The sequence below is a fragment of the Psychroflexus sp. ALD_RP9 genome, assembly GCF_017311165.1.
In the GTDB taxonomy this organism is placed as follows: domain Bacteria; phylum Bacteroidota; class Bacteroidia; order Flavobacteriales; family Flavobacteriaceae; genus Psychroflexus.
The window spans coordinates 2,033,498-2,047,934 of the sequence record NZ_CP062973.1 but is presented as its reverse complement, the minus strand read 5'-3'; the positions used below and the strand labels follow the sequence as shown (position 1 = coordinate 2,047,934).

14 protein-coding genes and 1 tRNA gene are annotated in these 14,437 nt (G+C 31.4%); 12 read left to right on the top strand and 3 right to left on the bottom strand.

The window, feature by feature from the left end:
- Positions 1-17 precede the first annotated feature (17 nt).
- The 5 genes from IMZ30_RS09685 to xerA all read left to right on the top strand — a co-directional run bounded on the left by IMZ30_RS09685 (position 18) and on the right by xerA (position 4,690).
- Positions 18-464 carry a type I restriction enzyme HsdR N-terminal domain-containing protein gene (locus tag IMZ30_RS09685; RefSeq protein ID WP_207038107.1) on the top strand — a complete coding sequence of 149 codons (447 nt, stop codon included), beginning with the start codon at positions 18-20 and terminating at the stop codon, positions 462-464.
- Positions 454-1,473 (top strand): glycosyltransferase family 2 protein, encoded by a 1,020-nt coding sequence (locus tag IMZ30_RS09680; protein ID WP_207038106.1) that lies wholly within the window; start codon positions 454-456, stop codon positions 1,471-1,473. The genes IMZ30_RS09685 and IMZ30_RS09680 overlap by 11 nt, the downstream gene beginning before the upstream one ends.
- 58 nt (positions 1,474-1,531) lie before the next feature.
- Positions 1,532-2,377 carry a flagellar motor protein MotB gene (locus tag IMZ30_RS09675; protein ID WP_207038105.1) on the top strand — a complete coding sequence of 282 codons (846 nt, stop codon included), beginning with the start codon at positions 1,532-1,534 and terminating at the stop codon, positions 2,375-2,377.
- Positions 2,378-2,650: 273 nt separating this feature from the next.
- Positions 2,651-2,724, top strand: a tRNA-Arg gene (locus IMZ30_RS09670).
- A gap of 787 nt (positions 2,725-3,511) precedes the next feature.
- On the top strand, positions 3,512-4,690 hold the full coding sequence (gene xerA, locus IMZ30_RS09665; protein ID WP_207038104.1) for a site-specific tyrosine recombinase/integron integrase: 1,179 nt from the start codon (positions 3,512-3,514) through the stop codon (positions 4,688-4,690).
- Between the two features lie 1,118 nt (positions 4,691-5,808).
- On the opposite strand, the gene IMZ30_RS09660 is transcribed toward xerA, so the two are convergent.
- The gene (locus IMZ30_RS09660) at positions 5,809-6,129 is read right to left on the bottom strand and encodes a hypothetical protein (protein ID WP_207038103.1); all 321 of its coding nucleotides are present in this window, start codon (positions 6,127-6,129) and stop codon (positions 5,809-5,811) included.
- Positions 6,130-6,358: 229 nt separating this feature from the next.
- Between IMZ30_RS09660 and IMZ30_RS09655 the strand changes: the two genes are divergently transcribed.
- From IMZ30_RS09655 to IMZ30_RS09640, 4 genes are all read left to right on the top strand, one after another.
- Complete coding sequence (locus IMZ30_RS09655) at positions 6,359-6,874, top strand: hypothetical protein (protein WP_207038102.1); 516 nt, start codon at positions 6,359-6,361, stop codon at positions 6,872-6,874.
- Between the two features lie 152 nt (positions 6,875-7,026).
- The gene (locus tag IMZ30_RS09650; RefSeq protein ID WP_207038101.1) at positions 7,027-8,121 is read left to right on the top strand and encodes a PIN domain-containing protein; all 1,095 of its coding nucleotides are present in this window, start codon (positions 7,027-7,029) and stop codon (positions 8,119-8,121) included.
- Positions 8,122-8,246: 125 nt separating this feature from the next.
- Positions 8,247-8,873, top strand: coding sequence for a hypothetical protein (locus IMZ30_RS09645; protein WP_207038100.1), 627 nt, complete (start codon positions 8,247-8,249; stop codon positions 8,871-8,873).
- Between the two features lie 174 nt (positions 8,874-9,047).
- Positions 9,048-9,650: a DUF4339 domain-containing protein gene (locus IMZ30_RS09640; protein ID WP_207038099.1), complete on the top strand. Its 603-nt coding sequence runs from the start codon at positions 9,048-9,050 to the stop codon at positions 9,648-9,650.
- Positions 9,651-9,663: 13 nt separating this feature from the next.
- Here the strand turns inward: IMZ30_RS09640 and IMZ30_RS09635 are convergent, their stop codons facing one another.
- Positions 9,664-9,849: a hypothetical protein gene (locus IMZ30_RS09635; RefSeq protein ID WP_207038098.1), complete on the bottom strand. Its 186-nt coding sequence runs from the start codon at positions 9,847-9,849 to the stop codon at positions 9,664-9,666.
- Positions 9,850-10,053: 204 nt separating this feature from the next.
- Between IMZ30_RS09635 and IMZ30_RS09630 the strand changes: the two genes are divergently transcribed.
- Positions 10,054-10,662 carry a hypothetical protein gene (locus tag IMZ30_RS09630; RefSeq protein WP_207038097.1) on the top strand — a complete coding sequence of 203 codons (609 nt, stop codon included), beginning with the start codon at positions 10,054-10,056 and terminating at the stop codon, positions 10,660-10,662.
- A gap of 722 nt (positions 10,663-11,384) precedes the next feature.
- Here IMZ30_RS09630 and IMZ30_RS09625 read toward each other — a convergent pair.
- Entirely contained in the window at positions 11,385-11,627 is a 243-nt protein-coding gene (locus tag IMZ30_RS09625) for a hypothetical protein (RefSeq protein ID WP_207038096.1), read from the bottom strand.
- A 131-nt stretch (positions 11,628-11,758) separates the two neighbouring features.
- Here IMZ30_RS09625 and IMZ30_RS09620 point away from each other — a divergent pair, with 131 nt between their 5' ends.
- The gene (locus IMZ30_RS09620) at positions 11,759-13,177 is read left to right on the top strand and encodes a serine hydrolase (RefSeq protein WP_207038095.1); all 1,419 of its coding nucleotides are present in this window, start codon (positions 11,759-11,761) and stop codon (positions 13,175-13,177) included.
- A 136-nt stretch (positions 13,178-13,313) separates the two neighbouring features.
- On the top strand, positions 13,314-14,309 hold the full coding sequence (locus IMZ30_RS09615) for a glycosyltransferase (protein WP_207038094.1): 996 nt from the start codon (positions 13,314-13,316) through the stop codon (positions 14,307-14,309).
- Positions 14,310-14,437 lie beyond the last annotated feature (128 nt).

Genomic DNA, 14,437 nt, shown 5'->3' with positions numbered 1-14,437 from the left:
TTAGTACTTTTGGTGCTATGCAAAAACTCAACTTCAATAAGTTTCAATTTAAGCTCAAAAGTAGTGAAAATAAAACGTTTATTTTTTCTAGACTACGTAAAAAATATCTTCTATTAACGCCCGAAGAATGGGTAAGGCAACATTGTGTTGAGTATTTAGTGAATGAAAAACACTACTCACCTCACCTATTAAACGAAGAAAAGCTGGTGAAACTTAATGACATTAAAAAACGTTATGATGTAGTTGGCTTTAACAAATCAGGCTCGATTGAATTACTTGTTGAGTGTAAAGCCCCAAATGTTAAAATTACCCAACAAACCTTTGACCAAATTGCGCAGTACAACTTAAAATTAAATGCTACCTATTTATGGGTAACCAACGGAATTTCTCATTATTATTGCCAAATAGATTACCAAAATCAAGCTTATATTTTTTTAAAAGACTTACCGGCTTATGAACGCTAATTTGCCACAAACTGCAGTTGCTATTTTAAATTGGAATGGTAAGAATTTGCTACAACGTTTTTTGCCAAGCCTTACTAAATATAGTAAAGAAGCTTCTATATATGTCATTGATAATGCCTCTACCGATGATTCTATATTATTTTTAAAAGAAAATTACCCTGAAGTAAATATTATTAAAAACAAACATAACTTTGGTTTTGCGGGTGGCTATAATGAAGGACTAAAATTAATAAAAGAAGACTACCTTATTTTATTAAACAATGATGTAGAAGTTACCAAAAACTGGATACCACCATTAATTAAATTATTACAAACACAGGCTAAGGTTGCCGCGGTACAGCCCAAGTTAAAAGATTTAAACAAACCTGATTATTTTGAATATGCAGGCGCAGCAGGCGGTTTTATAGACCAATTAGGCTACCCATTTTGTCGAGGCAGGTTATTTAACGAACTTGAAAAAGATAAAGGCCAATATAATGACACAATTGAGATTTTTTGGGCTAGTGGCGCTTGTTTTGCTGTAAAGCGCGAAATTTTTATGAATCTTGGCGGTTTTGATGAAGACTATTTTGCCCACCAAGAAGAAATAGACCTTTGTTGGCGATTTAAAAATTTTGGCTACAAAATTATGTATACTGCTAATAGCCAGGTTTATCATTTAGGTGGCGGTAGTTTAAACGCACAAAACCCCAAAAAAACATTTTTAAACTTTAGAAACTCTTTATTTAATATCATTAAAAACACCCCTAAAAGGATAACAAGACTTATTATTTTAAGGATTTTAATTGATAGTTTAGCTGTAATCTATTTTCTCTTTAAACTTCAACTAAAACACGCCTTTGCAGTTGTAGAGGCTTATATCAGCTTTTTTAAACTATATTCTAACATAAAGCACAAACGACGTGAAGTTTTTTCTTCAGAACAATATTTTAAAGTTAAAAGTATAGTTTGGCATAAATTTTTCTGTAAAATTTCAAACTTTGAAGAATTGACTTCAAAAAAGTGTTAAGACTTATTATTAGCATTAGATAAAACTTATTTTTGTTTAAAATTAAATTGAAAACGTGATGAAAAAAGTAATTGGATTGGGATTAGGCGTGTTGCTATTAACCAGCTCATGCGTATCTAAAAAGAAATTTGCAGCCTTAGAAGAAGATTATTCTAAAGTAGAAAATGATTTAAAATCTGCCGAAATGGCTTTAAGTGCTTGCGAAGATAAAAATCGTGATTTGGTAGCAAATTATAAATCTCAAATAGAGACTTTAAAAAATACCAATGCTGCACTACTAAATAGCCAAGGCGATTTAGCAACTATTTCTAAAAAAGGCGCTGAAAATCTTGAACGTTCTTTAGAAAGCCTTCAAGAAAAAGATCTACAAATTAAAACTATGCGCGATGCTATTAACAAAAAAGATAGTGTTACACTAGCACTTGTTACAAGTTTAAAAGGTGCTTTAGATGATGTAAACGATAATGATATTGAAATTAGTGTAGAAAAAGGTGTTGTATTTGTTTCCATTTCAGATAAATTATTATTTGGCAGCGGTAGTTACAAGATAACTGAAGAGGCTAAACGTGTTTTAGGTAAGGTTGCCAAAGTCGTTAATGATAAAAAAGACTTTGAATTTATGGTTGAAGGACATACCGATAATGTACCAATTTCTAGAGAGTGTTTTGAAGATAATTGGGATTTAAGTACAAAACGAGCAACTGCCGTTGTGCGTGTTTTACAAAATGAATATAATGTAGACCCATCAAGAATGATAGCTGCTGGACGCAGTGAATACATACCAGTGGCTGATAACGATACAAAGTCTGGCCGTGCTAAAAACCGTAGAACTCGTATTGTTGTTTTACCGAAATTAGACCAGTTTTTTGGTATGATTGAAGAAGGTATGAAAAACTTAGACTAAAATTAATTAGTTGTATTTTTAAAGCGCTCTTAACCGAGCGCTTTTTTTTATGCGTTTATTAGTTTAAAAAGTTGTGAGAGCTGATAAATGTTTTATATTTGCATCCGCAAAACAAAACACCAGTAAGTAGGGATAAAACCCTAGCCTGGTCAAAAATAAGGTCGCGTAGTTCAGCTGTCCCGAAATTTCGGGATACCTTCTAAGCAGACCATGACATATTGAAAACTAAATACCAGTAGATAGGAATAAAAATCCTAGTCTGGCCAGAAATAAGGTCGCGTAGCTCAGCTGGATAGAGCATCTGCCTTCTAAGCAGACGGTCACAGGTTCGAATCCTGTCGCGATCACTTGTAAATCAAAGCCTTGCAGAAATGTAGGGCTTTTTTTTATACACTCTTGAGTAATCTGTTACCATCATTAACCATTAATATAATAGTTGATAAAAAACTACTATAACCTATCAATTACAGCTTCGAATAAAACTTCAACTATGATCTAAAATTATTTATCTGAAATAAGAAGTTAATTCAGTTCATCAACAACTTCCAAAACATCAACTTATTTAAGGTTAATTAAGATTTAATGATTTTCAATTTTATTAAATTCACATAAGATCATTACTAAATATTTTGATACTTATGATTAATTTATCATTTTATAATAGTCATTTTATATTTTAGTGTACAATACTTTTTAATATAATGTACTTTAATATATAATTTAATGTACATTATTTTTGCATTTAATGTACATAACTTTTTAGTTTTATGTACATTATTTTTTTATTTAATGTACATTATTTATACTTTTAATGTACATTAAATTACTAGACATTGGCTATCAAACAAAATATTTATGCTAAGTGAACGCAAAATTATGCTAATTCACATTTTTTATTTGATATGATTATTTTTAAAACAGAGAACATTTAAATTGCTTTAGCCTATAATCTGCTTCAATTTTTACAAAATAAAACTTGTATAATTGTTATTTATTTATAAATTAGTCATATATTTAAATGATTCTTATTTTCGGTTTTCAAAAATGGGACTCACCATGGCGAAGCCGTGATTAATTTTAACTAAGCTTAAGTTTTTCCCCACTTATTAAAACAAAAAAATAAACTGTTGTGGCATGGATAAACAAGTGATATTAAAACCTTTAAGACATCGCGGTAAAGATTGTGTAGCTATTCATTTTACATTTGACGAATTAATTAAGGCGACTATAAAAAAAGTTGGTGCCCGTTGGACGCAAACCCATCGGTGTTTTTATATTCAAAATACAACCAAAGCCAAACAGCAATTATATTTACAATTACGCTCAATAAAGTGTTATGTAGACTATTCGGCTATGCCCAAAAAAGTGCCTGTAAAGCATGCTTTATTGAAGTTTGAAACTTTACCTCAATCACATCAAGCCGCTTATACTGCTTTTAAAAATTACTTAATTGGTCATCGTAAGAGTGAATCGACCGTGCATACGTACACTAATTTTATTCAGCGTTTTTTAAGTTATTATGCCAGTAAAAGTTTAGACCGTATCAATAGAAGATCTATTGAAGTTTTTATGGAAGAAGTAATTGCTAAAGGTGGCTATAGTGTCAGCTCTCATCGGCAATGCATAAGTGCCTTTAAGCATTTTAGTCAGCTTAATTTAGGGATGACTTTTGACGCTTCTGAATTACATTTACCTAAAAAAGACAAAAAATTACCAGTTGTACTATCGGCTACTGAAGTGGTTGAACTAATTAGAGTTACACGAAACTTAAAACATCGTGCTATTATTGGTTTAATTTATTCTTCAGGCTTACGCATAGGCGAATTAATTAATTTACACATTAGTGATTTAGATTTAGAGCGAAACACCATACATATTAGAAGTGGTAAAGGCCGAAAAGATCGAGTGTGTGATTTAGGAGAACGCATAAAGCCGATGTTAATTAATTATGCACAAACTTATAAACCTAAATTATATTTATTTGAAGGAGATGAGTCGGGTAAGGCATACAGTGCTAGTTCTATAAGGCAATTTTTGCGACGAAGTTGCAAGGCGGCAGGCATAAAAAAACGAGTAACGCCTCATACGCTAAGACACAGTTTTGCCACGCACTTACTAGAAAACGGCGTAGATGTTAGATACATACAAGAATTATTAGGACATTCAAGGCCAGAAACGACGATGATTTACACCCATGTAAGTGAGCGTAAGTTAAGTGAAATTACCAATCCTTTAGATCAAGCCATTCATAAATACAATCAACTTGATAAACGTGACACGCATACGCTGTTATCCCGGAACAAGAACAAATAAAAGTGTATATTTGAATTTATATAACGAGTTGCATACAAGTACTCGGAAAAAACTCGGGTCGGATAAATGATAGTTGAGAATCTGAATTTATCTAGCATCATCTCAAATGAATCGAAAACTGCTTTTTAAAATTCGAAAATTCCGTTTCAAACGAAAATTAGTTTTTGAATCTGAACTAATAAACAAAATTCTAAAAAATTTGACTTTTATCGAATGTTTAGCATTGAGCAGCCATCTAAAATTGAACAGCAAAACGCGGAAAAGCAACGCAGTGAAATTTTAGCAAGCTTGAAAACAGATGAATTCACTCTTGAAAACAGTTTTTTAAATCCAGATTAATATAAAATAACTTCTGCTCTACTCGACGGAATTTAATAGCAGAGCGAAAAAAAAGGAAACGTGAAAATTGTTTCGTTCTAATCAGTGCGTGTCGTACCAGTATGCAACAACAGCTATAATGCATTGCGGTTTGGAATTTTCTGTTGAAAATTCCAGTTAAAAGTGTAATTTCGTTTCCAAGCGGAATAATCCTAACGGATGATTCCGCAACGACATCATAGCCAAGACCGTTGCATACAAGTACTCGGAAAAAACTCGGGTCGGATAAATGACAGTTGGAAATCTGAATTTACCAAGCATCACTTCAGATGAATTGAAAACTGTTTTTAAAATCGAAATTTCTGTTTCAAACGAAAATTGGTTTTTGAATCTGAACGAATAAAACAGAATTCTGAAAAATTTGACTTTAATCGAATTGTTGAGCACTGAGCAGTTATCTGTATTTGAATAGCAAAACGCGGAAAAGTAAAGCAGCGGAATTTTAGCAAGCTTGAAAACAGATGAATTCACTCTTGAAAACATTTTTTATATAGATTTATATAGCAAAACTTCTACTCTACTCGACGGAATTTAATAGCAGAGCGAAAAAAACGGAAAAGTGAAAATTGTTTCGTTCCAATCAGTGCGTGTCGTACCAGTATGCAACAACGGCTATAATGCATTGCGGTTTGGAATTTTCTATGGAAAATTCCAGTTTAAAGTGTATTTTCGTTTCCAAGCGGAATAATCCTAGCGGATGATTCCGCAACGACATCATAGCCAAGACCGTTGGCAAACATTTAGTCTGAATTATTTTTTTTTAATAAATGCCCTTCGTTTAATGCTTGTATTCCTAAATCGAATAAATATTGAAAATCTGGTTGATCTTCGCTACTGGTGCAAATTGAACTGCTAATTAAAATTGATTTATGAATTTTACCTTTAAAATATTCAATCATATCTTTTTTATTCCAATCATAAAACTTAGACAAAAGAATTTCTATTTGATCTTTGTTTATTTGAATTTCAGGAAAACATATAATTAAGTTTTCGTCATCTGAATTAATTTGATTTAATCTTTTTTTGAATTTATAAAATTCATATTTATTTGATTTGCACATAAAATTTAATTTAAGATTTATTATTTGAATTGAAAAAACGTTAGCCAACAGCGCATAAAACAAGCCGAATTAACCAGTGTTGCGCTGGCTTATTTTATACGCCACCAGTTGTGCAACATTTGAGAAAAATCGCGTGAAAGACAAAAAACAGATAATACGATTGATTGTAATTTTAGGAATTGGACTATTCCTAACTTATCGAATTTATCAATTCAAATTTTCGAGTTTTATGTTTGACGGCATAATATTTGGCGGAATTGCACTCATTGGAATTACATATTGGATTTGGTCTACCACAAAAGACATTAAAAAATATAAGTTGACCAAAAACAACCAATTCCTAATTGGACCAATAATAGGAATTTTATTCATCGGACTGATTATCGGACTGAATTGGAAAAACAACTCTGAATTTAAAAAACCGACTTTGGTTCGGGCATATTATGACGGAGATTTTAACGGAACGAGTATCGACTTTAAAACAGACGGAACTTATATTTTCGATAATCACGCAATCGGATTTAGTGAATACATCTATGGAAAATATAAAATCAACGGGCAATCAATAAGTTTGGACAGAAATGAAATTGATAATGTAATTAAAACCGACAAACTCGAAATTAAAGACATTCCAGAAAATGGAGTTGATTATTTGGCTGGAACATATATTTTGCAGATTGAACCGAATGGTAATGAAATAGAACGAGCAACTAAATTTAGAGTTGTAATAGATAACAGAAAATAAAAAAACGTTGCACAACAATGGCTATAAACAATTGCTATTACAGGCTTATCCTGAAAATTCCTGCTGAATTTTCAGCTTTTCGTGTACTTGCAAAAGTCCGTGCTAACCCACGCAACTGTTCATAGCCGAGACCGTTGTGTGCAACCTGAAAAATGATTAACGTAATAATTTTAGATACAAATATCCTTCGTGGATTAGGACCCAATTTTTTTGATAAGATTGATTACATCAGTTTACAAGATTATTGCTATTCCTCTGCCTCAGAAATAATTGTACCTAATGCAGTTTTACTTGAATATTTAGATTATTATGAAAGAGAAATTATTCAAAAAAATATCAATGAAGTCGAACAAGCATATTCAAAATTATTAAAACTTGAAAAGTTTGGTAAAGCGAAAAAGCCAAACTTGAAAAAATACGCTGAAGACCAAATAGAGTTTATTAAAAACAAATTAACTGAAAACCGACTAAAACCTTTCTTGACACCATTCTTACCTGAAAACGAATTGTTGGACTTTCTGATAGAAAACAAACAGGAGATTAAAAAAGACAACACAAGAGATTTTATCATATGGACAAATACATTGGAAATCGGTGAAAAATACTCTGATGAACAAGTTGTACTTATTTCAAATGACAAAATCTTTAAGGAAAACAAGTTTTTTGAAAAAATTAGAATTAAAAGAAAAATTGAAAATTTAAAGATTTTCGATTCAATTGCAAGTTTTCTAAGTGTTTATGGCTTCAAGTCAGAGAACTTAAATAAGGAATTAATACTCAAATCTATTCCCATTTCAACTATAAAAAAAGAATTAAAAAGAGAGAAGAACTCAATTCCGAGTCATATAAGCAGATATTATTATCATTCAAGAAGAAATTTCAAACTAGAAGAATTTGAAGTCCAAAATTTAGAAATTGAAGAATATTACGCCCATAAAGAAAATGAAAGCGGAATTATAAAAGTAATCGTTCACGTAAACGTCAAAGTAAAAATGGTTTTTGAACCGGAGAAAGATTTAGATAGATTAAGCAAGTATCTGAGTAATGTAGACGAAAAGAAAGACTTTTATCCTAATTCATTTGACAAGGACGGGCGACCAATATTTGACGATTGGATACTTTTCCATTTTGGAATGGAGTTTAATGAATCTGAACAAAAAATAGAGAATACAGAATTTTATGATTTTTTTCCTGAAGATGCTAATTTCAGAAGAATGAAGGCAGCACACAACAATGGGTATACGTAATGCGGGCTGAAGTACTAAATCGAAATTATGAACATAAAACAAAACCAACGGAAAACTGAAAGATAAGTGCATCGAAATCCGCACTACGCATACCCGAGACCGTTACCACACATTTGAGTCAAACAATGAAAAAAGGAGTTATAATAACAATAATTACAGTTTTAATTATCGGAATTACTTATTTCGGAATTGAAATGTTTGACTTTGCAAAAGGAGTGAAAAATGACATAAAGATTCCTAAACAAGAAAATGCAGATCTAACAGAAAAAGAAACTGAATCTGAATCTGAATCTGAATCTGAATTTAGCGAAGATGATTGTGTTTTTGACTTAAATACTCAAACGGATGATTTTCTCAAAGAAATCCCTGAATTTTCAAATTACGTTTGGGATAATGAGAAAAAAAAGGCTACAATAAAACTTGACAACGGAAATACATTAATCGTAACTCGTGGTGGTTGTGTCCACTTTTCATTTTATGGAAATTTGCTTCTAAACAAATCGGAACTGAATTTTAATGACGAAAATGGAATATTTAAAAAAGCATTATGGATAGCCGAAAAATTGTTTCATAAATCGGACTATGAATTAATAAAAAAGACATTGAATGACAAAGATTATGAAATTGAAAAATCTGAAAATCAATACTATTTGAATTTTAAAAGCGAACTTTATTGCGATATGACTTTGGTCGTTGAAAATCTGACTGACCAAAATCTAATATCAATTGAAATCGGATTTTATCAATGTTAAAAAAACGTGTGGTAACAATGTATAACCGCAATTACGGCGGATTCGACTACGTCCGAATCCACTCGGAATTGCTAACGTTAGTGCTAAACCGAAAAATTTGCGTACTTTAACCCGTAACTGACGGTTATACTAGAACGTTGCCACCAATTTAAAACCCAAATAAAACAGCTTAGAATGAAAGAATACTTCATTATTTTGAATGACAAAAAGAAAGGTCCATTATCAAAAAAAGAGATTAATGAAATGGAATTGAACAACAAAACACCAATATGGTGTGAAGGTATGAGTGATTGGAAAGCTTATGAAGATTTAAAGGAATTTAAAACTGAACCACCTAATTATGAAAACAAAATTGTAAATAATAAATCGGAAGTTAAATCATTATCAAAAGCTATAATAGCTACAGAATTTGTTAAGATTTTTGGACTTTTGAAATACTCATTAATAATTGCTTTGATAGCATTTTTATTTTTTTCAATTTATAACAAAGGCTTTTCCTATATGTTTGAAATTGATAAAATTTATTGGTCAGATGCTAGAGAAGCTTTAGGTTATATTCCTTCTGAATTTAAATATACAAGACATGGTAACGGATATGGTTCTTATTCGGTTTCTGACAAGGATTACGGTGATGTGAAAAAAGAAGTCGTTATCGAGTTATTTTCAGAAGCATTTGAAGAAGCAATAATTGTTTTACCGATAGCTTTTGGTGTAATTTTATTTATACACTATTTGATTTATTTAATAAAATGGACTAGAAAACATGCAAACAAATGAAAAATATAACTATTTACATATTAGCTGGTATCATATTAATTTCATTCATTCTTTTATTTACTAAAATGAATAAAGGAATAGGAGTATACAATCTCAAAATTTTTGGAATAACTTTAGTTGCAAGTCTAGCATCTATTCTTGTTTTGAGTGATATTCCCCAAACGAGTTTAACCGCAGCTTTTGGGATTTTAGGTACCATAATTGGGTATTTATTTGGAATTAAAAGTAAAAAAGATACATAATTAAAAACTGGTGGCAACACTGCATATCGCTCATTGCGGATTTTCGGCTGAAATCGGAGTTTTGGGATTTTCTAGAAGTTAAAAACCAAAATTGAAAAATAATCGCTAATTTGCCCGCAACGAAGCGATATACGAGACCGTTGTGGTGCATTAAAATTGCGATGAAACTAAATATCTTCAAATACTTAATATTAGTCCTTCTTCTAACAGGTTGTAAGAAAGAAAATAAGACTGTGAAAAATTATGGGTATTTAAAAACTGAACCTTATAATCTAAATGTAAGTTTGAAGCTATCAGAATTTAATAACTTCGGAAACTTTGTTGACAGGATAAATGAAATAGTTTGTAATGATAGTATCCCGAAAATTGTTATACAAAAGAAAAGAATTGTAAAAAATATATACCCAGTTGAAAACTGTAATCCTGCCTCATATCAAACAGAAAGGAAACATTACATAACATTTAGAAAAGGTAAGCCAAACAAATTTCATTCTAACAAAAAAATTAAAACTGACTCTCTGGATCATCTATTAAAAAATGAACTCGCATACTACGAAAGATCTAATAAAACTAATGATCCAAACGTATATTATGTGATTATTGAATCTCAGCGAAATGAAGGCTTGGACGGTATTCAAGAATTTCTAATGAAACTAACAGATGAATTTGACAAGCTTGAAACGGAATCAAACTTTAATATTCTATTCGGGAATGTCATGCCTATTCCTCCACTTCCTCAAGAACATACAGAAGAAGAAACTCTTCAATAAGTTTTTAACTAGAAATTATATTTAAGTGAATATTAAAATAAAATTGGAAGTGAAAACGCACCACAACACCGGCTATAATTCATTGCGGCTGAATTCCTTATCGGAATTCAACGCAATTTTGTTATCTTTCGGCTACGGCGGAAAGAATCCTGCGGATTTTTCCGCAACGACATCATAGCCAAGAACGTTGCATACAAGTACTCGGAAAAAACTCGGGTCGGATAAATGACAGTTGAGAATCTGAATTTATCTAGCATCATCTCAAATGAATTGAAAGTTGCTTTTTAAAATTCGAAATTTACGTTTAGATCGAAAATTAGTTTTTGAATCTGAACGAATAAACAAAATTCTAAAAAATTTGACTTTTATCGAATGTTGAGCATTGAGCAGCCATCTGAAATTGAACAGCAAAACGCGGAAAAGCAACGCAGTGGAATTTTAGCAAGCTTGAAAACAAATTTTTTTGATTTAGATTTATATAGCAAAACTTCTGCTCTACTCGACGGAATTAAATAGCAAAGCGAAAAAAATCTGATACGTGAAAATTGTTTCGTTCTAATCAGTGCGTGTCGTACCAGTATGCAACAACGGCTATAATGCATTGCGGTTTGGAATTTTCTATGGAAAATTCCAGTTAAAAGTGTATTTTCGTTTTCAAGCGGAATAATCCTAACGGATGATTCCGCAACGACATCATAGCCAAGACCGTTATATGCAAACTGCTATGGAATGATTGCGTTATCATAATCTTGCATTTTTGCGTAATCATCGAATTTATTTCTCATAATTTTCATCACGCTTTCTGAATCATCTGAAAGCCTTAAATATCCTGTTGATAGTTTAGGGTGCTTAAATTGTTTTGATTTTTCTAAACTACTTATTTTGATTTTTCTTAATTCTTCAAATGATAGTTCTACTAATATTTTATTTTCGCTTTCTGAAATTGCAGATTTTATGTATTTCATAATATTTAAATTTGATTAATATTTATTTGAATTAAGTCGGCATATAACAGCGCATAAAACAAGCCGAATTTACCAATGTTACGCTGGCTTATTTTATACGCCACCAGTTGTGCAACATTAGAGAAATAACAATGAAATATCTTTACTGCCTTTTGCTACTTATAATTTCTAATAGTCTTTTCGGGCAAACAATCACCGAAGAGTTAGAAAATGAAATTAAGAGACGCGTAGAGCTTGAAATTAATCCGAGCATTTCCATTGGTGTTTTGTTTCCTAATGGAAATACCAAATTTTATGGTTTCGGCCACTTTAATAACAGTAAAAAGCAACCAGATAGCTTAACCCTTTATGAAATTGGCTCCGTTACAAAGACCTTCACTGCCACGCTTGCAAATATCTACTTGAACGACTCTTTGAATAAGCCTTTATCAGTCTTTTTTGGTGAAATTGAGAACCTAAAACTAGATAGTCTTACACCTTACGAGTTACAAAATCATATTGCTGGCGTACCTCGTTTATCCAATCAATTTTCACCACAGAATTGGTCAGACCCTTTCAACGGTTACTCTAACGATATTTTACAAGAAGAATTGCAAGATTTGAATCCTGATACTTCCAACATTTGGAGCTATTCTAATTTTGGATATGGAATACTTGGTCGAGTTATTGAAAAGGCTTCTGGAAAATCTTATGAAAACTTAATGGGTGGTCTTTTGGAAGACATAGGGATGGACAACACATTCCTTTCGGCACCTAATGATAAAAACCAGAATATTGCAAAGCCTACCAATATCGGAACTTCGAACAGTAATTGGCATTTTACAGGACCTAGCAGGTATGCAGGTGGTTTAGTTAGTAACACTAAAGACCTTTTAGACTATTTAAAATACCAAAAGCAAAACAACGTACTATTCTCCTCAGATTCTTTACAAAACCTTATTCAAACAGGCGTTCCAAACCTTGGAAAGGATAAACTTTTCTATCAGGGCGGATGGTTTGTTCTACAACCCGATAGTACCACCAATATTCTATTACATAACGGTGGTACGGGTGGTTTTATATCATTTATCGGTTTCAATAAAAATACAGGTATTGGAGTTGTGGTGCTTTCTAACGCTGTAAATGTTGTGGATGATATTGGAATTAACATCCTTTATCCAGCATTCAAATTAAATCATCCTGAACGCACTATAGCTTACGAATTGGCAGGAGAGATAGATGCGGGAAATATTGATAGTTTAGCTGGCAAATATCAAAAGCTAAAAAGTGAAGAATATCCAAATAATATCTTAGACACTTACTGGTTAGAGCGTTTCCATTTTGGGAAGGGTAATTATAAAATTAGTACTCAGTTAAGTGACATTATGGTACAAGAATTACCAGAAGATTGGGAAGTATACGACATAAAAGGGCAAAACCTTGAACAGTTGGAAGACTTCAAGAATGCAATTATAGCTTACGAAAAGGCCTTAGAGCTGAATCCAGCAAACGAATTGTTGAAAGATAAAATAAAACGTTGCACAACACTGTATAAGCGTAATGCGGAATAAAGTGCTAAAGCTGAGCGATTTGAATATTAACAAACATAAAAATAAACCGAAAGTAAAGTGCTTCTAATCCCGCACTTCGCTTATACTTGACCGTTGTGTATAATTTAATAATGGCATAAAAAAGACTAACAAAAAAATGAACATTCTAATAGTTGAAAACTCAATAATACCTTTTAAACATTACGGTGGAACTCAAAGAGTTATTTGGTATTTAGGAAAGGAATTGTATAAATTAGGTCATAAAGTGACATATTTAGTTAAAAAAGGTTCAAAATGTGATTTCGGAAAAATTATTTTTATAAATAATGACAAAGAATTATACGAACAAATACCAAATTATATTGATATTGTGCATTTTAATAACCAACCCGCCGATTTATATAAAATAGATAAACCGTATATTATTACTATGCATGGTAATTTAAACAATAATAACAGTTTAGATTACAATACTGTTTTTGTATCTAAGAATCATGCTGAAAGATACAATTCTAACTCATTTGTTTATAATGGATTAGACTGGAATGATTACTCAAAACCTAATTTTAATAAAAAAAACTGTTATCATTTTTTAGGAAAAGCTTCATGGGGTGTTAAAAACTTAAAAGGATCAATTCAAATTATAAAGGGACTAGAAAATAATAAATTACTTGTTTTGGGTGGTAAACGTTTTAGTGAAAGGGTTCTTAAAATGGGTCCAGCATATTTTTTATCTACCAAAGTAGATTTTAAAGGAATGGTTGGTGGAAAGGAAAAAGAGAATTATCTAAATATGTCCAAAGGTTTAATATTTCCCGTATTATGGCATGAACCATTTGGATTAGCTATAATTGAAAGTCTATTTTATGGTTGCCCAGTATTCGGAACGCCTTATGGATCTTTACCCGAATTAATAAATAACGAGGTAGGATTCTTAAGTACTAAGAAAAAAGAAATTAAAAATAGAATCAAGGATACAGGGCTGTTCAATAATAAATATTGTCATGAATACGCATTAGAAAATTTTAATAGTAAAAATATGGCCAAAAAATATTTAGAAAAATATAGTGTAGTTTTAAATGGTGAAAAATTAAATCTAAATAAACCAGAATTAAAAAACATACAGAATCAAAAATATCTGAAATTTGAATAGCAAAACTATACACAACAATGGCTATGGTTCATTGCTTCGGATTTTCTTCCGAAAATCCAAACATTTTTACTATCTTCGTTTTACGGCGGAAAATCCTCGCGGATTTTCACGCAACGAAACCATAGCCG